Source organism: Pseudomonas sp. Fl4BN1 (genome assembly GCF_009908285.1).
Classification (GTDB): Bacteria; Pseudomonadota; Gammaproteobacteria; order Pseudomonadales; family Pseudomonadaceae; genus Aquipseudomonas.
Genome location: NZ_JAAARM010000020.1, coordinates 74,759 through 94,348, shown reverse-complemented (window position 1 = coordinate 94,348; position 19,590 = coordinate 74,759). Strand labels below are relative to the sequence as shown.

Annotated in this window: 17 protein-coding genes; 12 read left to right on the top strand and 5 right to left on the bottom strand. The window is 63.4% G+C overall.

Annotated features, from left to right (window positions below):
* The first annotated feature begins 7 nt into the window (after positions 1 to 7).
* The 9 genes from GV818_RS21730 (at position 8) to GV818_RS21690 (ending at position 9,952) form a co-directional block, all read left to right on the top strand.
* Complete coding sequence (locus GV818_RS21730; RefSeq protein WP_161777484.1) at positions 8 to 349, top strand: cupin domain-containing protein; 342 nt, start codon at positions 8 to 10, stop codon at positions 347 to 349.
* 47 nt (positions 350 to 396) lie between these two features.
* A complete protein-coding gene (locus GV818_RS21725) occupies positions 397 to 1,491 on the top strand; it encodes a polyamine ABC transporter substrate-binding protein (protein WP_161777483.1) in 1,095 nt (364 codons plus the stop codon).
* Between the two features lie 548 nt (positions 1,492 to 2,039).
* Positions 2,040 to 3,179, top strand: coding sequence for a transporter substrate-binding protein (locus tag GV818_RS21720; RefSeq protein ID WP_161777482.1), 1,140 nt, complete (start codon positions 2,040 to 2,042; stop codon positions 3,177 to 3,179).
* A complete protein-coding gene (locus GV818_RS21715; RefSeq protein ID WP_161777481.1) occupies positions 3,176 to 3,769 on the top strand; it encodes an ANTAR domain-containing response regulator in 594 nt (197 codons plus the stop codon). Before GV818_RS21720 ends, GV818_RS21715 begins: the two co-directional genes overlap by 4 nt.
* Complete coding sequence (locus GV818_RS21710; protein WP_161756359.1) at positions 3,766 to 4,614, top strand: ABC transporter permease; 849 nt, start codon at positions 3,766 to 3,768, stop codon at positions 4,612 to 4,614. The genes GV818_RS21715 and GV818_RS21710 overlap by 4 nt, the downstream gene beginning before the upstream one ends.
* Positions 4,615 to 5,541: an ABC transporter permease gene (locus GV818_RS21705; protein WP_161777480.1), complete on the top strand. Its 927-nt coding sequence runs from the start codon at positions 4,615 to 4,617 to the stop codon at positions 5,539 to 5,541. It begins immediately after the preceding gene.
* 35 nt (positions 5,542 to 5,576) lie between these two features.
* Positions 5,577 to 7,199 (top strand): ABC transporter substrate-binding protein, encoded by a 1,623-nt coding sequence (locus GV818_RS21700; protein ID WP_161756361.1) that lies wholly within the window; start codon positions 5,577 to 5,579, stop codon positions 7,197 to 7,199.
* A 57-nt stretch (positions 7,200 to 7,256) separates the two neighbouring features.
* Positions 7,257 to 8,204: an acetamidase/formamidase family protein gene (locus GV818_RS21695; protein WP_161756362.1), complete on the top strand. Its 948-nt coding sequence runs from the start codon at positions 7,257 to 7,259 to the stop codon at positions 8,202 to 8,204.
* On the top strand, positions 8,204 to 9,952 hold the full coding sequence (locus tag GV818_RS21690) for an ABC transporter ATP-binding protein (RefSeq protein ID WP_161777479.1): 1,749 nt from the start codon (positions 8,204 to 8,206) through the stop codon (positions 9,950 to 9,952). Before GV818_RS21695 ends, GV818_RS21690 begins: the two co-directional genes overlap by 1 nt.
* Positions 9,953 to 10,061: 109 nt before the next feature.
* Here GV818_RS21690 and GV818_RS21685 read toward each other — a convergent pair whose 3' ends face one another.
* From GV818_RS21685 to GV818_RS21665, 5 genes are all read right to left on the bottom strand, one after another.
* Positions 10,062 to 10,826 (bottom strand): SDR family oxidoreductase, encoded by a 765-nt coding sequence (locus GV818_RS21685; protein ID WP_161777478.1) that lies wholly within the window; start codon positions 10,824 to 10,826, stop codon positions 10,062 to 10,064.
* Complete coding sequence (locus GV818_RS21680; protein WP_161777477.1) at positions 10,823 to 12,205, bottom strand: aspartate aminotransferase family protein; 1,383 nt, start codon at positions 12,203 to 12,205, stop codon at positions 10,823 to 10,825. Before GV818_RS21680 ends, GV818_RS21685 begins: the two co-directional genes overlap by 4 nt.
* 62 nt (positions 12,206 to 12,267) lie before the next feature.
* The gene (locus GV818_RS21675) at positions 12,268 to 13,083 is read right to left on the bottom strand and encodes a molybdenum cofactor biosynthesis F family protein (protein WP_161777476.1); all 816 of its coding nucleotides are present in this window, start codon (positions 13,081 to 13,083) and stop codon (positions 12,268 to 12,270) included.
* Between the two features lie 124 nt (positions 13,084 to 13,207).
* Entirely contained in the window at positions 13,208 to 13,882 is a 675-nt protein-coding gene (locus GV818_RS21670; RefSeq protein WP_161777475.1) for a helix-turn-helix transcriptional regulator, read from the bottom strand.
* A gap of 188 nt (positions 13,883 to 14,070) precedes the next feature.
* Entirely contained in the window at positions 14,071 to 15,405 is a 1,335-nt protein-coding gene (locus tag GV818_RS21665; protein ID WP_161756368.1) for an aspartate aminotransferase family protein, read from the bottom strand.
* Positions 15,406 to 15,717: 312 nt separating this feature from the next.
* Between GV818_RS21665 and GV818_RS21660 the strand changes: the two genes are divergently transcribed.
* The 3 genes from GV818_RS21660 (at position 15,718) to GV818_RS21650 (ending at position 19,549) form a co-directional block, all read left to right on the top strand.
* Entirely contained in the window at positions 15,718 to 17,199 is a 1,482-nt protein-coding gene (locus tag GV818_RS21660; protein WP_161777474.1) for an aldehyde dehydrogenase family protein, read from the top strand.
* A 270-nt stretch (positions 17,200 to 17,469) separates the two neighbouring features.
* Complete coding sequence (locus GV818_RS21655) at positions 17,470 to 18,990, top strand: APC family permease (RefSeq protein WP_161756370.1); 1,521 nt, start codon at positions 17,470 to 17,472, stop codon at positions 18,988 to 18,990.
* Positions 18,956 to 19,549: a DUF3156 family protein gene (locus tag GV818_RS21650; RefSeq protein ID WP_161777473.1), complete on the top strand. Its 594-nt coding sequence runs from the start codon at positions 18,956 to 18,958 to the stop codon at positions 19,547 to 19,549. Before GV818_RS21655 ends, GV818_RS21650 begins: the two co-directional genes overlap by 35 nt.
* Positions 19,550 to 19,590: the final 41 nt, after the last annotated feature.

Here is a 19,590-nt window from a genome sequence, read left to right as displayed (position 1 = left end):
TACAACCATGAGCATTACGCAATTCAAGAACACCGCCACGGTCACCCTGGATGAATCGGCACCGGTGGCCGTGCCCCTGGGTACTCCGATCGCAGTGACTTCGGTGACGGCTGTCGAGCGCAACGACGGGGTCGAGACCGGCATCTGGGAATGCACCCCGGGCCGCTGGCGGCGGCAGATCGTCGCCCAGGAGTTCTGTCACTTCATCCAGGGGCGCTGCACCTTCACCCCCGACCACGGCGAGCCCCTGAACATAGAAGCCGGCGATGCACTGATGTTGCCGGCCAACAGCAGCGGAATCTGGGATATCCAGGAAACCGTGCGCAAGACCTACGTATTGATTTTCTGATCCTTTGATTGCCTGCCAATAACAAAACCAGCCACAGGTATCGACTCATGATCCGCAAGACTTGCTCTTTGCTGTTGTTCAGCCCCTTGTTCCTGGCCGCGTCCCTGGCCCAGGCCGCCGATACGGTGAAGATCTACAACTGGTCGGACTACATCGCCCCGGACACCATCAAGGCGTTCCAGAAGGAAACCGGGACAGGTTCCACCTACGACGTCTATGACAGCAACGAGACTCTGGATGGCAAGCTGATGACCGGCAAATCCGGTTATGACGTGGTGTTTCCGTCCAACCACTTCATGGCCCGGCAGATCCAGGGCGGGGCGCTGAAAAAACTCGACAAGAGCCAGTTGCCCAACTGGAAGAACCTCAATCCGGTGCTGCTCAAGGCGCTGGAGGTCAACGACCCGGGCAACCAGCACGGTTTCCCTTACCTGTGGGGCAGTACCGGGATCGGCTACAACGTGGCCAAGATCAAGGAAGTGCTGGGGGACGATGCGCCGCTGGATTCCTGGGACCTGATCTTCAAGCCCGAGTACATGCAGAAATTGCAGAAGTGCGGGGTGGCGATCCTCGACAACGGCCCCGAGCTGATACCCACGGCCTTGAACTACCTGGGGTTGCCGCACCACAGCAAGAACCCTGCGGACTACAAGAAGGCCGAGGCACTGTTGATGAAGGTCCGGCCGTATGTCAGCTACTTCCACTCGTCGAAGTACACCAGCGACCTGGCCAACGGCAATATCTGCGTAGCGGTGGGCTTCTCCGGGGACATCCTGCAAGCGGAAAGCCGGGCCAAGGAAGCCAAGAACGGCGTGGAGATCGGCTATTCGATTCCCAAGGAAGGTTCGCCGATCTGGTTCGACATGGTGGCCATGCCGGTGGACGCACCGGATGAAAAAGCCGGTTATGCCTTCATGAACTACCTGCTGCGCCCTGAGGTGATGGCCGGCATCAGCAACTACGTGCACTACGCCAACGGCAACCAGCAGGCTGACAGCCTGATCGAGCCGGCGCTCAAGGACGATACCAAGGTCTACCCGACACCGGCGATGATGGACAAGCTGTTTGCCCTGGAAGCCATGCCCCTGGACATCGACCGCATCCGTACCCGCTTGTGGAACAAGGTGCGCAGCGGCAGTTGACAGCCAGGTCGCACCCAGACGCACTGCGGGCAGGCCTCGAAACAGGCCTGCCCGCAGTTTTTCGCGGGTCACTGGAGAGGGGGCGATGCTGTGGCGAATGCCTGGCTGGTCTCGATTTCAGCTGCGGCACTGCTCGCCAACTTCAATGCCAGCCCAGCCAGGACACCCTGCCGCAAACAACACCGTCGATTGAGTGCGCAGGTTTCAGGCTGGAGTTGGGTAATAACGTGACAGCGCTTGAACACGCGGGTGTTTCCTCCGCCGGTTGCTGGCCAACCCTGGCTACCAATATGAGCCCGATCAGGGCTGCACGAAGTTCGTGCGCCCGGCGTGGTTGAGCGCTTCATACCAGGGCGTATTTTGGCCTCGGCCCCGAGCAACCCCGCTGTTTTGGATATGGCACGCTTCTTTCATACATAAGATTGCTAAACACCAAGCCTGGCATCGCGCCATTAAGTCTTGCTGACATCACGCGCCTTGCGCGCCAGGTAACGAAGCCTGATCCACCAGAACCCTGGTGGATCGGGCTTTTTTTTGGAGTGGGGAAAATGCCGCGCACCCTTGAAGTCGGTTTGTTGCTGTCCACCGACGGCACCTACAAGTCCTTTGGCCGCAATGCGCTGGCGGGCGCGCTGCATGCCATCGCCGAGATCAATGCAAGTCCCGGCTATGATTTTTCGTTGCGCGCGACCCACGTCAACCCGCGAGGACAGCTGCATCGCTATGGCGAAGGCGCGGTGCAGATGATGCAGGCGGGGATTCGCCATCTGTTCGGTGCACCGACCTCGGCCAGCCGCAAGGAAATCATCCCGGACCTGGAGCAGAACAGTGGGCTGCTCTGGTATGCCTGCCCGTACGAAGGTTTCGAGAGCAGCGAGAATGTGCTGTACCTCGGGCCATGTCCGAACCAGACCCTGATCCCGCTGCTGCGCTACGCCCTGAGGGCCTTTGGCTGTCGCGCCATGCTGGTGGGTTCGAATTATATCTGGGGCTGGGAAAGCAACCGCCTGGCCCGCGAGGTACTGGCTGCCGCGGGCGGTGAAGTGCTGGGGGAGCGCTACTTTCACTTCGGCACCTGCGTGTTCGGCGAGCTGATCCAGAACCTGCTGGCCCAGCATCCGTCGTTCGTCATGAACAATCTGGTGGGTGAATCCTCCTACGCCTTCCTGCGCCAGCTGGATGCCGCCTGCCAGCAGGCCGGGCTGCGGCTGCCGGTGCTCAGTTGCAACCTGACCGAAGCCGAGCTGGCGGCAGTCGGCCCGGTGGACAGCCTGCGCTTGCTCTCCTGCGGGACCTTTTTTGAAGCGGTCAACCCTACGTTCACCCAGCAGCAGCGCCGCCTGCATGGCCTGCACCCGTATTCGCACTTCTACACCGGCGCCTACCTGTCCATGCACCTGTTGGCCCAGGCATTTGCGCACTGTGGCGACGACGCTCCCCAAGCCATCTGCCAGACCCTTTACCAGCAGCCGCAGCCCAGCGTGCTTGGCCCGCTGGAGGTGTGCGAGCGCAATAACCACTGCAGCCTGCCGTGCCATATCGCCGAACTGCAGCAGGGGCGCTTTGTGCTGCTGCACAGCGAGGCCCGGGCGCTGCCTGCCGACCCTTACCTGACCGCCACCGACCTGAGTGAATTCCACGGCCTGGGCGTCGTGGCGCCAACGCAGCACCTGAGGATCATCAAATGAGCCAGTTCAATCGCCGGAATCCGGGCGCCGGGCCGTTGCTGCTGATTGACTGTGAGCCGCGGGTCCTGGCCAGCCTGGAGAAGAGCCTGCAACGGCTGGGCATTGCCTGCCTGGCGGTGCAGCAAGACGCCAGCGATGAACTGCCGGGCAGCTTGGCCGCGATTGTCGACCTGGAAAACTGCAGCAGCTTCACCCTGTTGCAGCGCCTGAACCGCGAGGGCGTACCGATCGTTGCGCTGACGCCCCACGAGACCCTGTCGCAGATCCAGCGTGCCATCGGCCTCGGTGCCACGGCCTTGCTGAACAAACCCATCACCCAAGGTTCGGTGTACACCACGCTGATGATGGCGATTGCCTTGCGCCAGCGCCTGGACACTGATGCCCGGAGCATCGAGGGCCTGCAGCAGCGCCTGGCGCTGCGACCCTTGCTGGCGACGGTGCTGGCGCGCTTGATGGTCGAGCGCGGTATTGATGAGCAGGAGGCGTATGAGCATTTGCGCGGCCTGTCGATGCAGCTCAACCGCAGCCTCGATGAGCTGTGTGTCGAACTGGCCGCCGCGCCCCGGCAAGAGCGGGGAGGGCGACCATGAGTCTGTTGCGTGCGCTGATCCGCCGGCCGAGTGTGGCGCTGTCGCTGTTCTACATCCTTCTGGTGATGACCCTGGCGCTGTTGGCGCCGTGGCTGACGCCCTACGATCCGGCGGAGCAATTTGTCGAAGGCTTGTCGTTGGAAGGTGCGCCGCTGGGGCCACACACACCGTACTGGCTGGGCACCGACCTGTTGGGGCGCGATCTGCTGTCGCGGCTGATCTACGGTGCCCGGACGTCATTGTTCATCGGCCTGCTGGCCAATGGCATGGCCGTGCTGATCGGCACCCTGGTCGGCTTGACTGCCGGGTTCATGCGCGGCTGGCTGGGCAGTGTGTTGATGCGCTTTACCGACTTGATGATGGCATTCCCGGCGCTGCTGCTGGCCATTGCCTTGTCGGCGATCTTCCAGCCCAGCGTGTGGATCGTGGCCTTGGTGATCGCCATGGTGAACTGGGTGCAGATCGCCCGGGTGATCTATGCCGAAACCGTGGCCCTGGAGGCCCGGGATTTTGTCGCCGTGGAGCGCACCCTGGGCGCCGGCTCGTTGCGCATCCTGTTCTCGCACCTGTTGCCCCACCTGCTGCCGACCATCCTGGTCTGGGCCACGTTGGGTATTTCCACCACGGTGCTGCTGGAGGCCACGCTGTCCTACCTTGGGGTCGGGGTGCAACCACCCACGCCAAGCTGGGGCAACATCATTTTCGAGAGCCAGACCTATTTCACCTCGGCGCCGTGGCTGGTGTTCTTTCCCGGTATCGCCATCATCCTGCTCTCGCTGGCCTTCAACCTGGTGGGCGATGCCTTGCGCGACGAGCTTGATCCCACCTTGCAAGGGAGAAGCTGAATGTTCGCCTTTATCAGTCGTCGCATCGGTTATTCGCTACTGATCCTGCTGGGGGTGACCTTCATCACCTACCTGTTGCTGTTCATGCTGCCGGCCGATCCGGCCCGGCAGATCGCCGGGCGCAGTGCCACACCAGAGGTGGTCGCCGGGATTCGTGCGCAACTGGGGCTGGACCTGCCGTTCTATCAGCAGTACGCCAGCTACCTGGGCAATTTGCTGCAGGGTGACCTCGGGCGCTCGTACATCCAGCGCAGCGCGGTCACCGAGCTGATCGGTTCACGTTTGCGTCCTTCGCTGGAGCTGATGGCCGCCGGCATTGGTTTCGAACTGCTGATCGGGATCACCCTGGGGGTGATTGCCGCATTGCGCCGTGACAGCTGGGCGGACAAGGCGCTGATGGCGCTGTCGTTCATTGGCGTCTCGGCCCCGCAGTTCATCGCCGCCATGCTGTTTCTGTACTTCTTCGCAGTGCAACTGGACTGGTTTCCACTGGGCGGCTACGGCGGGCTCGAGCACTTGCTGCTGCCGGCGCTGACCCTGGGCCTGCTGGGCAGTGGCTGGTATTCGCGGATGGTGCGCTCATCGATGATCGAGGTGTTGCACCAGGACTTCATTCGCACCGCCCGGGCCAAGGGGCTGAGCCGGGCCAGGGTGGTCCTGCGCCATGTGTTGCCCAACGCGATCATCCCGGTGATCCCGATGATCGGCATCGATATCGGCGTGTTCATGGGCGGCCTGGTGGTGGTCGAGTCGGTGTTCGGCTGGCCGGGCATCGGCCAGTTGACCTGGCAGGCGATCCAGCAGGTGGACATCCCGGTGATCGTCGGCGTGACCACGGTCTCGGCGGTGGCCATTGTCCTGGGCAACCTGCTGGCCGACCTGGTGATTCCCTGGGTCGACCCACGTATCGACGTAAAAAAATCCTAATCCAAGGTCAACCGACCCTAGCAAGAGGCTGGAGCATGAAGCGCACCGCACTATTATCTGCAGGCCTTGTGGCCTCGCTGTTTGCTGGCAACCTGTTGGCGGATGCCATCGATCCCCACGCCAAATCCGGCGGCACAGTGGTGGTGACCTACCAGAACGACGTTGCCACCCTGGACCCGGCCATTGGCTACGACTGGCAGAACTGGTCGATGATCAAAAGCCTGTTCGACACCTTGATGGACTACAAACCCGGCACCACCGAGCTGGAAAAGGACCTGGCCGAGGACTACAGCATCTCCGCCGACGGCAAGGTCTATACCTTCATCCTGAAAAAAGGCGTGAAGTTCCAGAACGGGCGTGAGCTCAAGGCCAGCGACGTCAAGTACTCGCTGGAGCGCACCGTCAATCCGAAAACCCAGAGCCCAGGTGCCGGCTTCTTCAGCGCCATTGTCGGTTATGAGGCGATGATCGCCGGCAAGGCCGAGCACCTGAGCGGTATCGAGGTGGTGGACGACTACCAGGTGCAGATCACCTTGAGCCAGCCCAACGCCACCTTCCTGCACGTGATGGCGATCAACTTTGCCTCGATCGTGCCCCGAGAGGCCGTCGAGCAATGGGGTGCCGACTTTGGCAAGCACCCGGTAGGCAGCGGTGCCTTCAGCCTGGCTGAATGGAAACTGGGCCAGCAGTTGGTGTTCAAGAAAAACCCGGACTACTTCAAGGCCGGCTTGCCGCATGTCGACAGCATCACGTTCGAGGTCGGCCAGGACCCGATGGTCGCCTTGCTGCGCCTGGAGAAGGGCGAGGTGGACATTGCCGGCGACGGCGTGCCACCGGCCAAGTTCCTGCAGTTCAAGAACGACCCGGCGTTCAAGCCTTTGGTGGTCACCGGCAACCAGTTGCAGACCGGCTACGTGACGCTGAAAACCACCTTGGCGCCATTCGACAACCTCAAGGTGCGCCAGGCAGTGAACATGGCCATCAGCAAGGATCGCATCGTGCGCATCATCAACGGCCGTGCGACCCCGGCCAACCAGCCGCTACCGCCGTCGATGCCGGGTTACGACGGCGACTACAAAGGCTATGCCTATGACGTCGAGGCCGCGAAAAAACTCCTGGCCGAGGCCGGCCTGGCCAAGGGTTTCGACACCGAGTTGTACGTGATGAACACCGATCCGCAGCCGCGCATTGCCCAAGCCATCCAGCAGGACCTGGCCAAGGTCAACATCCGGGTGAAGATCAAGTCACTGGCCCAGGCCAACGTGATCGCCGCCGGCAGTGCCCGGGACCAGGCGCCGATGGTCTGGTCCGGGGGCATGGCGTGGATTGCCGATTTCCCTGATCCATCGAACTTTTACGGGCCGATCCTCGGTTGCAGCGGCGCGGTGGAGGGTGGCTGGAACTGGGCCTTGTACTGCAACCAGGCACTGGACGCTGAAGCTGCGCGTGCCGACAGCATGGCCAGGCCCGAGCAGCAGGCCGAACGCACTGCACTGTGGAAGAAGATCTTTACCGAGGTCATGGCCGATGCGCCCTGGGTGCCGATCTTCAACGAACAGCGCTTCACCGTGCGCTCGGCGCGCATGGGCGGTGATGACAGCCTGTATGTGGACCCGGTGCATATCCCGGTCAACTACGACCATATCTGGGTCAAGTAAGCCTTGCCTGTTGCCGCGCCTGCAGGCGCGGACTTTCATCTGCCGGAGATCGCACTCATGTGCCAGAACTGCCTGGTCAAGACCATTCACAGCGTCCACAGCCACTTTGGCTGGGATAACAGCCTGACGCCTGCGGCCCACGTGGCGCCCGGCGCGACCCTGGAATTCAAGTGCCTGGATTCGGCCAACGGGTTTTTTACCCCGCGTTCCACCGTGGCCGATGTACTCAAGGTGCCGTTCGAGCAGATCAACCCGGTGACCGGGCCGATTTACATCGAAGGGGCCGAGCCCGGTGATGTGGTCAAGGTCACCCTCGACAGCTTCAAGCCCAGCGGCTTTGGCTGGACCGCCAACATCCCGGGTTTTGGCCTGCTGGCCGATCAGTTCAAGGCGCCGGCGCTAGCGCTCTGGCACTACGACAAGGACACCCTGGCTCCCGCGGCGTTCAGCGATTTTGCCAAGGTCCCGCTCAAGCCGTTTGCCGGCACCATTGGCCTGGCGCCGGCCATGGCCGGCCGGCACTCGGTGGTGCCGCCACGGCGGGTCGGCGGCAACCTGGACATTCGCGATCTGGCGGCGGGCACCACCTTGTACCTGCCGGTGGAAGTTGCTGGCGGCTTGCTGTCGATTGGCGACACCCATGCCGCCCAGGGCGATGGCGAAGTCGGCGGCACGGCCATCGAAAGTGCCATGGACGTGGTGGTCAAGCTCGACCTGATCAAGGCGATGCCCTTGGCGACGCCGCGCTTCAGCACCCCGGGCCCGGTCACCCGGCATCTGGACAGCGCCGGTTACGAAGCCTTCACCGGTATTGGCCCAGACCTGATGCAGGCGGCTCGCCAGGCGCTGAGCCAAACCATCGACTGGCTGTGCCGCGAACACCAGATGCCGGCCGAACAGGCGTACATGCTGTGTTCGGTGTGCGGCGACCTGCGCATCAGTGAAATCGTCGACGCGCCCAACTGGGTGGTGTCGTTCTATTTCCCCAACGTGGTGTTTGCCTGATGAGCGCCAGCCAGGATGCTACGCCACCGCTGCTGTCGGTCCAGCAACTGTGCATCGACATCGGACTGGGTACGGTGGCCCGGCGGGTGGTGCAACAGCTCAGTTTCGACCTGCACGCCGGGCAGACCCTGTGCATTGCCGGCGAGTCGGGCAGCGGCAAGTCGCTGACCTCGCTGGCGATCATGGGCCTGTTGCCCAAGGCGGCGCGGGTCAGCGCGGGGCGCATCGATCTGGCCGGGCGCAATCTGCTGACGCTGGACGAGCCGGCCTTGCAGGGACTGCGGGGCAAGCAGGTCGGGATGATCTTTCAGGAGCCGATGACCTCCCTCAACCCCTTGATGACCGTGGGCCAGCAACTGCAGGAAACCCTGCGTCGCCACGAGCCGCTGCCCCGTCGGGCGTTGCGCCAGCGGGTGCGCGAGATGCTGGAGTCGGTGCGCATGCCTCAGGTGGACAAGCGCCTGGAGCAGTATCCCCATGAGCTGTCCGGCGGCATGCGCCAGCGGGTGATGATTGCCATGGCCATGTTGTGCCGCCCGCAGGTGCTGATTGCCGACGAGCCGACCACGGCGCTGGATGTGACCATCCAGGCGCAGATCCTGGAGTTGATGCGCGAACTGCAACAACAGTACGGCACCAGCCTGCTGCTGATCACCCATGACATGGGCGTCGTGGCGGAAATGGCTGACCGTGTGGTGGTGATGAATCACGGGCGCACTGAAGAGCAGGCGCCCGTGCGGCAACTGTTCACCCGGCCGCAAGCCGAATACACCCGGCGCCTTTTGGCGGCAGTGCCAGTCCTGGGCACCGTGGCCGAACCGCAGGACCTCAGTGGCGAACCGCCGGTGTTGCAGGTGCGCGACCTGTGCGTACGTTTTCCGTTGCAGGCTGGCTGGTTCGAAGAGCGCAAACAGGTGCACGCGGTGGAGCAACTGAACTTCGAACTGCGCCGGGGCGAAACCCTGGGGCTGGTCGGGGAGAGCGGTTGCGGCAAGTCCACCACCGGCAAGGCACTGATGAACATGCTCGCCTATCAGGGCAGCGTGAAGTTGCTGGGCAAGGAACTCAACGGTTTGCAGGGGGCGGAGCTGCAGGCGGTGCGCCGGGATATCCAGATGGTGTTCCAGGATCCGTATGCCGCGCTCAATCCGCGCAAGAGTATCTTCGACCTGGTGGGCGAGCCCTTGCTGATCCACGATCGCCTGCCACTACCGGAGCGGCAGGTGCGGGTGGCGCAATTGCTTGAGCAGGTGGGCATGCCGGCGGATGCCATGCAACGCTATCCGCACCAGTTTTCCGGTGGCCAGCGTCAGCGGATCTGCATCGCCCGGGCCTTGTCGCTCAACCCCAAGGTGATCATCGCCGACGAGTCGGTGTCGGCGCTGGACGTCTCGGTGCAGGCGCAAGTGCTGGAGCTGCTGGAGCGTTTGCGCCAGGAACATCAGCTCAGTTACCTGTTTATTTCCCATGACATGGCGGTGGTCGAGCGCATCTGTCATCGGGTGGCGGTGATGTACGGCGGGCAGATCGTTGAAATCGGCCCCCGCGATCAGGTGCTGCACAACCCGCAGCATGCCTACACCCAGCGCTTGTTGAGCGCCGTGCCATTGCCGGATGTCGACAGGCGCCGCGACTTCAAGAGCCTGCTGCAGGAATACCAGCAGCCCAGTCCGATCAAGCCCCAGGGTTTCGAAATGCCGGTGCAGGCCTTTGCGCAACGGGGCCGGGAGCATTGGGTGGCGGTGTAGCCGGGGAGCTTTGCGAGTCAGCTGGCCCCAGCACGGCCTGCGCTACAGCGGGTTGGCGATGACGCTGCCTGGCAGAACCACCGCCCTCGGATGGCGGTGGTGTTCAGGCTCACATGAACTGCGCGTTCTCCGGCAGCATGGCACCGCCATCGACCACCAGGGTCTGGCCGGTGATGTAGCCGGCCTGTGGCGAGGCGAGGAACAGCATGGCGTGGGCGATATCCTCCGGGGTGCCCAGGCGCTTGAGCGGGATGTTGCGGGCCAGGGCCGGGGAGTCGCCCAGGCTGGCCAGGGCCTGGGTGGCGATCAGCCCGGGCTCGACGCCATTGACGGTGATGCCGTACTCGGCCAGCTCCAGCGCGGCCGAGCGGATAAAACCGTTGACTCCGGCTTTCGACGCGGCGTAGTGGGACAGTCCGGGAATCGCCGTGCGTGGCCCGGTCACCGAAGACGTGATGACAATGCGCGGATGTTCGGCCTGGCGCAGGGCGGCGAGGGCGGCCTGGGTCAGCCAGAAGCAGCTCTTGAGGTTCACCGCCAGGGTGCCTTCCAGGGTCTCATCGCTCAGGTCGATGAGGTTTTGCATGGGAAACATCCCGGCGTTGTGGATCAGCAGGTCCAGGCCACCGAAGGCTTCAAGGGTTGCGGCCACCGCCTGGTTGGCTGCAGCCCGGGTGCTCAGGTCGACGGTGAACAGTTCGGCGCTGCCGCCGGCTTCGCGGATCAGGCGCACGGTTTCGGCACCGGAAGCCTGGGTGCGCGTGGCAACCATGACCTTGGCCCCGTGGGCGGCGAAGACTTGCGCCAGGGCGCGACCGATGCCCTGGCCGGAGCCGGTGACCAGCGCGACGCGGCCGGTTGAATCGTGGGTCATGACGGCTCTCCTTGAGTGACCGTGCTCAGGCACTGGTCCAGTAGGTGGTTATGCAGGTCAACGTCCTGGCGGGTGGCCGCCGGACACATCAGGGCCATGTTGTGGAACGGCGTCAGCAGCACGCCACGGTTGAGAAGGTACAGATGCAGGTACGCTTCGATCAAGCCGTGCCGGGCGTGATGGGCTTCGCCGCCGTTGCGCGGTGCGTGATCCATGAACAGGTATTCGACCCGGGCGCCGATGCGCGTGACATGCCAGGGCAGCCGATGCTTTTCAATCAGCGCCTGCACTCCGACGCGCAGGTACTCCGCCAGCTCGATCATGTGGGCATAGTTGGCCTCGGTCATCACCTCGCTGAAAGTGGCCCGCATGGCGGCCATCTGCAGGGCGTTGCCGGCCAGAGTGCCGCCGAAGCCGAAATGGTTGATGGCCTGCCCCGGCTGGAAATGCGGCAGCACCTGCCAGATGCGCTCGGCCATGGCTTGGCTGGCACCCCAGACGGCGGTGGGGATACCACCGGCAATGGACTTGCCGAGGACGAAGAAGTCCGGCTGCAATTGGTGTTCGCCGCAATAACCGCCTGGGCCGCAGGACAGGGTGTGGGTTTCATCGATGATCAGCGGCACGTCAAAGCGCCGGGTCAATGCTCGCAGGCCGTCATGAAAACCCGGGGCCGGCGGCACCATGCCAACGTTGGTCATGAAGGGTTCGGTCAGCACCGCGGCCACGTCGCCATGGGCCAGGGCCGCTTCCAGGGCCGCCAGGTCGTTGAACTCCACCAGCCGGGTGGTGGCCTCGTGCTGCAGGCCGTTGGCGTGCACGCCGTCGCGGGCAATCATCTGGCCCTGGGGGTCGAACTCGACCTGGGACTCATCGACACTGCCGTGGTAGTTGCAGTTGAACACCAGGACCTTTTGCCGTCCGGTGATCATCCGGCACAGGCGCAGGACGAAGCGGTTGGCATCGGTGGCCGAGGTGGTGACCTGCCAGTAGGGCAGGCCGAAGCGCCGGCTCAGTTCCCTGCCGACCCACAGGCTGTCGGCGGTGGGCAGCATCAACGTCGAGCCGTGCAGCGCCTGCTCGGCAATGGCCGCCGCCACCGCGGGCTGGGCGTGGCCGAACATGGCGCCGGTGTCGCCCAGGGCAAAGTCCACATACTCATGGCCGTCGCAGTCCGTCAGGGTTGCGCCCCGGGCGTCGGCCACCATGATCGGGTACGTCCCGGGCCATTGCTGCATCCAGTGCAGTGGCGCGCCGTACAGCCAATGCTTGAGATTCTCCTGGTAGAAGGCACCGGAGCGCGGATGGTGCTCGGTGAACAGTTGCAGTTCGGATTGATAGCAGTTGGCGACGCGGTGCAGATCGAGGCCCAGAGTCATGGAAGTGTCCTGTGCAAATGCTTGAGGCTGCCGCGGGCGCTGGCCTGGGGCAGAGGGAGAAGTCAGGAGTAGAGGGTGCGGTTCAGCACCTGGGCCAGGGAGCCCACCGGGAAGTTGGCAACGCTGCTGAAGTCAGCACTCTGGTAGCCGAAGATCTTGCCGTCACTGCGCCCGGCCTTGAGATCGATAAGGACCAGGCCCAGGGTCGGGACAATCTTCTCGCGCCAGACAAACAGGTAGCACTGATCGGCGATCTTGTAGTAGTGACAGCGATCAGTGTCCGCCAGGCCCTGCTCGACGCCCTTGAGGCACTGCCAGCTGTAGAAGTTGGCATTCAGGTAGACGTGCTCGTACGCCTCGCTGGTGCTGTAGACATACTGGTTGCGCAGGCCGATCAGCTCATCGGTGGGGGCATGTCGCGGGGTGTTCGAGGTGTGCGGTGTGTCGATGCTGCCGTGCAGGAATTGCGCTTTCACCGAAGTCAGTTCACCGCCGGCCAGCGCTCGGCTGAACAGGTCGACAGCGCATTCGGCCTGGCTCGGCATTTGGCCGATGACGGCGGTGAAGCACTGCTGTTCAAGGTCAAGGACCAGGCTCACGGAATGCGTTCGGCCTTCTTCCTGCTTGAGGAAATCCACCAGGTAGAGGCCGGGACGCACGCTGGTGGCGCGATAGGCCAGATCGGCGCTGGCAGGCTCGCCGACGGCGTTCCAGCAAAGGGTCTTGGCGGCGAAGCGGTGTTCGATCTGCCAGCCGTTATCGAAGTGCAGGGTCAAGGTACGACCGGCCAAGTCATCCACTGCCGCAAGGATGTGGTTGTCATTGGCAAAACCGTGCGCCAGGGCGCCGACGGTGATCCATTCTGGTTGCTGGTTCATGGCAAGGCTCTTGTCTACCGAAGGAGAGCCTCATGTTCAGCCCGTGAGCCGGGGTTGCCCATCAACCGAATGGTTGAGTACCTGGCGGCAGGTAGGCCCTGGCTGCTGATAAAAAATTGGCCATTTATAGAAACAATGCACTGACCAGCTCGGTGCGGTTGCCGACCCCGACTTTGCGAAACAGGTTGATCAGGTGCGTTTTTACCGTTGGCAAGCCCAGGTCCAGATGCCTGGCTATGGTCTTGTTGTCCGCGCCGTCGCGCAGTAGCCAGGCGATCTCGCGTTCCCTGGGGGTCAGGCCGGCCAGGCGCTCATCGACTCGGGAATAGGGGGCCAGTGCGGCGATTTCCAGCAGGCCCTGCAAGGCGTGCAGGGTGCCCAGTTCTTCGACACTGAAGTGTCCCAGCCGACTGTCCCGCAGCAATGACAGGCCGGCGATGGGGCGCTGCTGGTCACAGGCGAGGATCTCCACCACATCCAGTATTCCGTGGCGCTCCAGGAAGCCCTGGTAGACCGCGGTTTCATGGCGTCCCTGCTGGGCCATGCCCATGTGCAGCGACAGCACCGGGCGTCCGGCGGCGGCGCAGTGGCGCGGTTGCAGCGGGTCGTAGTGTCGATAGCGTTGCAGGTAGGCCTGGTGCATCTGCTCAGGCATGCGGTACAGCGAGAAGTCCTGGGCCTGCAGGTGCGGGTCGATGCGGTAGAAGGCACAGAGCGTGGCGGGCACCACCCGGGTAAAGGCGGCAATGCAGCGTTGTCCCAGTTCATGAGCCCCGGGCAAGGAGGCGGGCGCGATCATGGGATGGCTCCTTGACTGCCGATGGGCAGTGGCGCGGATGAATGAGGCCGTCGAGTGGCGCTACTGGACGTTGTTGTCCCGGGCCGGGATACGCCGAGTGAAAACCAGCGTGGGGGTGTCTGGCAAGTGTCTGTGGCAAGAGTAAAGGCTGCGCTCGCTATCCGCTCGAACGCAGCCTGGGGCGATGATTACCTACGGGCCTTGCTCAGGCCCTCGGCCAGCGCATTGACGATGACATCCACCTGGGCCTGCTGGATCACCAGCGGCGGCGAGAGAATGATCTTGGTGCCCACAGGGCGCACCATGACCCCGTTATCCCGGGCGATCTGCGCCACCTGGTTGGCGTAGCCGCTCATCGGGTCGATGGGCTCGCGGGTGGTCTTGTCCGCCACCAGGTCCAGGGCCAGCATCAGGCCCTGGCCCCGCACCTCGCCGACGGTTTCAAAACGTTCGACGAAGGGCTGCAGCTTGCCCAGCATGTAGTCGCCCATTTTCGCGGCGTTGGCCGGCAGATCTTCCTTGACCACGATATCCAGGCAGGCCAGGGCCGCAGCGCAGGCCACCGGGTGCCCGGAGTAGGTGTAGCCGTGCATGATGGCGCCGGTAAAGTTGGCGTTCTTTTCGAAGGCTTCCTCAATCCGTCGGTTGACCACGGTGGCACCCAGAGGGATGTAGCCCGAGGTGATGCCCTTGGCCAGGCACATGATGTCGGGTTTGACGCCCCACAGGCGGCTGCCGAACATCGAGCCGCTTCGGCCGAAACCGGTGACCACTTCGTCGGCGATCAGCAACACACCGTACTTGTCGCAGACTTCGCGGATCAGCGGCCAGTAGTTGGCCGGAGGCACGATGACCCCACCGGCGCCCTGGATCGGCTCGGCGATGAACGCGGCGACGGTGTCCGGGCTCTGGAACTGGATTTCCCGCTCCAGCAGGTCGGCGCAGATCTTGCCCAGCTCCTCGGGGTCCTGGCTGTAGGGGTTGCGATACAGCCAGGGGGTATCGATGTGGTAGCAGCCGGGCAGCAATGGTTCGTAGTTGCGGCGGAATACTGTATTGCCGTTGACCGAGGCGCCGCCGAAGTGGGTGCCGTGGTAGCCCTGGCGCAGGGAAATGAACTTGGTGCGGTCAGCCTGGCCTTCGAGCTTCCAGTACTGGCGGGCCAGCTTCAGTGCGCTCTCGATCGCGTCCGAGCCGCCGGAGCTGAAAGCCACCCGGCGCATGTCCTCGGGCTCCAGCAAATTCATCACCACCCGCGACAGCTCTTCGGCGCGAGGGTGGCTGACCCCGTCAAACAGCTGGAAATACTCCAGCTCATCGAGCTGCGCGGTGATCGCGGCCTTCACTTCCTTGCGGTTGTGGCCGACGTTGACGTTCCACAGGCCGGCAACGCCATCCACCAGCTGATGGCCCTTGTCGTCATATACATAGCAGCCATCGCCACGGACGATGCGAATCGGCTCGCGTTGCTTCATTTCGTTGGGGTGCAGCATGGGGTGCCAGAAACGGCTTGCTTCGCTCACGTTGAGTCTCCTGAAAACGCACGGACAGCGTGGAGCTATTAGTGCGTCATTTATAGCCGCCTGGCTTGCCTCTGTGTGCCAGGGCACTTGATCCAGGCTGCCAGCCCCTTGTAGTCGGGCCGGTAGCGCGGGCTCATGCACCCCCTCGTCGGCCCGACCCGGCAATGCAGCCCCGGCAGGAGCGGGCTTGCCAGCGAAGGTGCTGGCGTGATTGGCAGCCAGGGCCAAGTTTTGCGGCAGCCAGGGTCAAGACGGCATTCGGCTTTGAGCTCAGAGTCTCTCTCGAACAAGGTCTACCTGCGAGGATTCAAGATGAGCGTTGCCATCGACCCACGTGTCGCTGCATTCATAGACAGTCAGCATGGCCTGCTGATTGACGGTCACAGCCAGCCGGCGCTCTCCGGGGCGCGGATGGCGGTGTACAACCCCGCCAGCGGCGAGCAATTGACCCAGGTCGCGGCCGCCGCCCAGGCCGATATCGATCTGGCGGTGGGTGCTGCACGCCGGGCCTTCGAGGGCAGCTGGAAGCGGCCTGCGGATCGGGAGCGCCTGCTGTTGAAGCTGGCGGACCTGCTGGAGGCCAATGGCGAGGAGCTGGCCCAGCTGGAAACCCTCAACAACGGCCAGTCGATCCACCTGGCCCGGGCCCTGGAAGTTGGTGCGGCAGCGGAATTCACTCGCTACATGGCCGGCTGGGCCACGAAGATCGAAGGCAAGAGCCTGGACGTATCCATCGCGGCGGTGCCGGGGGCGCAGTACCGGGCCTACACGGTGCCGGAGCCGGTGGGAGTGGTGGGCGCGATCGTGCCGTGGAATTTCCCGCTGTTGATGGCCATCTGGAAAATCGTCCCGGCGCTGGCCTGTGGTTGCACCGTGGTGCTCAAGCCCGCGGACGAGACGCCACTGACGGCCCTGCGCCTGGGGCAGTTGTGCCTGGAGGCAGGCATTGCTCCCGGGGTGGTCAACGTGGTCACCGGCAGCGGGGCCGAGGCCGGTGCCGCACTGGCCGCCCATCCGGGCATCGACAAGCTGGCGTTCACCGGTTCGACCCAGGTCGGCAAGCTGATCGGCCATGCCGCAGTGAACAACATGACCCGTTTCTCCCTGGAGCTGGGAGGCAAGTCGCCAGTGATTGTCCTCGGCGACTGCGATCCGCAAACCGCCGCCGCCGGGGCTGCTGGCGCGATCTTCTTCAACCAGGGACAGGTCTGCACCGCAGGTTCACGGTTGTACATCCAGCGTGGGGTCTATGCCGAAGTGCTGGAACGATTGGTGGGCATCGCCGAATCTCTGAGCATTGGTCCGGGGCTGGACGAGCAGGCACAGATCAACCCGCTGATCTCCGCCAAGCAGCAGAAGCGCGTGCTGCAGATGATCGCTCGCGGGGTCGAGGAGGGCGCCAAGGTGCTCTGTGGCGGGGTCGCCCATGGCAATCAGGGGTTCTATGTGCGCCCCACTGTAGTGACTGACGTGCATGCCGACCTGCAGTTGGTGCGGGAGGAAGTCTTCGGCCCGGTGGTGGTCGCCACGCCGTTCGATACCCTGGAGGAAGTGGTGGCCCTGGCCAATGACAACCAGTACGGGCTGGGGGCAAGCATCTGGTCCAACGATTTGGGCCGGGTCATGCAATTGATCCCGCAAATCAAGGCTGGCACGGTCTGGGTCAACACCCACAACATGCTGGATCCATCGATGCCTTTCGGTGGCTACAAGCAATCCGGGATCGGGCGCGAGATGGGCCACGCGGCCATCGAGGCCTACACCGAGAACAAGTCGGTGTGCATTGCCTATTGATGCGTCCCACGGTTTGCAGTGTTGATGAGTAGGAGCCGGCTTGCCGGTGAGCAGGCACCTGAGTCGGGAGCGACCCTTGAGGGCGCTTTCCCTGGCAAGCGGAACGCCGTCCGGCCGCTCCTACGGGTTTGCTGGTCAGTGGCTCTTGCAAGAGCTGGTTCATTCGATTTGGAGCTGCAGCGGACAGCCAAGCATTGAGCCCGTTATCAGGCGTGCCCTTGAAATGCCTAGAACAATAATTACCCACCCATGCTTTCGAGGTTTACCACCATGTCGCTCAACGACAGACTCAACCGGCACCTGGATCAGGGTGTAGTCGGTTTTCCCACGGCGCTGGCCAGTGCCGTCGGCCTGATCATGGCCAGCCCGGTGATCCTCACGGCCACCACCGGATTTGGCATCGGTGGCGGTGCCTTTGCCGCGGCGATGGTGATCGCCCTGGTAATGATGCTGGCGCAGTCCACCACGTTCGCCGAGGCCGCCTGCCTGTTGCCCACCAACGGCTCGGTCTACGACTACCTGGCTTGCGGGCTGGGACGTTTCTTCGCGATCACCGGGACCTTGTCCGCCTACCTGATCGTGCACGTGTTTGCCGGTACTGCGGAAACCATTCTCAGCGGCGTCATGGCCCTGGTGAACTTTGAATCCCTCAACACCCTGCTGGAGCAAAGTGGCAGCGCCTGGCTGGTGGGGGTCGGGCTGGTGCTGTTCTTCGGCCTGTTGAACGCCGTGGGGATCACCGCCTTCAGTCGTGCCGAGGTGATCCTGACCTTCGGCATGTGGAGCACGCTGATCATCTTCGGAGTACTTGGGGTGATCAAGGCGCCGGCGGTGGAGCTCGATGGCTGGTTCGGTGCCTCCATGGTAGGCACCGATTGGTCGACCATCCTGTCCCTGGTGGGCATGGCCATGTTCATGTTTGTCGGCTGCGAGTTCGTCACCCCCCTGACCCCGGATGTGCGCAAGGCCGCCAAGACCATTCCCCGGGCCATGGCGCTGGGGCTGGTGGGCGTCGCAGTGTGCATGTTCATCTACGGTGCGGCGATGAAGCGGCAAGTGGCGAACATCGCTCTGAGCGAGGATGGCAGCGTGCACTTGCTGGACACGCCGATGGCCATTCCGCATTTCGCCGAGCAGGTCATGGGCCCGTTCGGCCGTATATGGCTGGGTATCGGCCTGCTGTTCGCCGGTGCCGCGACCATCAATACGCTGATGGCCGGATTGCCGCGGATTCTCTACGGCATGGCCCTGGATGGCGCATTGCCCAAGGTCTTCACCTACCTGCATCCACGGTTCAAGACGCCGTTGTTGTGCATTGCCGTGGCCGTGCTGATTCCCTGCCTGCATGCCTGGTGGCTGGGGGGCAGTACCGACAGCATCATGCACCTGGTGCTGGCGGCGGTCTGTGCCTGGAGCACCGCCTACCTGCTGGTCACCCTGTCGGTGGTGATGCTGCGGATTCGCCGCCCCGATCTGCCCCGGGCCTACAAGTCGCCCTGGTTCCCGCTACCGCAGATCCTGTCTTCGGTAGGCATTCTCCTGGGCATGTGGTTCATCACCCCGCCGGGGATGAATCCGCGGGATATCTACGTGCCCTTTGGCAGCATGCTCGGGCTGACAGCCATCTATGCCCTGGCCTGGACCCTGCTGGTGCAGAAGGTCAATCCGTTTCGCCCGGTACCGGTGGAGGAGGTGCTGCAGCAGGCGCTGAACCTTATGCCGGATGAAGCCCCTAGCCCTCGGGAGAACGTGCCTGATGAATCTTTCAAGCTGGCGACAAAGCCTCTTTGAACTGTGGCACCGGCCCCCTTCCGGCTACCGTCCGGGGTGGACCCTGGGGCAAGTACGTCGCGATCTGCAGGGGCTCGACTTTAGCCCCCACAGCACCGTCATGGGGACTTTCCGCTGCCCGCAGAGCGGCCTGGAATTTACTCTGGTAGAGCGTCCCCAGGCGCAGTTCCTGATGCACATCGTGGTGTGTGAATGGTGTTTGCGGGTCCCCAGCGACAGGCCCGGCCAGGCCCGGATTGTCCTGCGTCACACCGGTGCCATTCGCCGTCAGGGTGTTGCGGCAAGGCTGGTGGCTGGGGAGCCCGCAGAGTGGCAACCGCTGTTGCATAGCTTGTGCAATGACCCGCGCCTACTCGGCGAGTTGCTGCCATTGGACTTCAAGCGCCTCGAACTGCGGCGCGACGAGCAGGGTTGGCAGGTGCGACTGGAACACTTCGGCGCCAGTGAGGTGGTCAACCGCCTGCCGGGGTTCAGGCGCTATATCCGCTTGAGCGTTGAACAGCGGGCGGCACTGCTGGGCAGCTTCACTCAGTTGTACGCGCTTCTACGAGAATTCTGACCGACATAACCGTAAGTGCTGGCATACACCCTGCTTAAGCC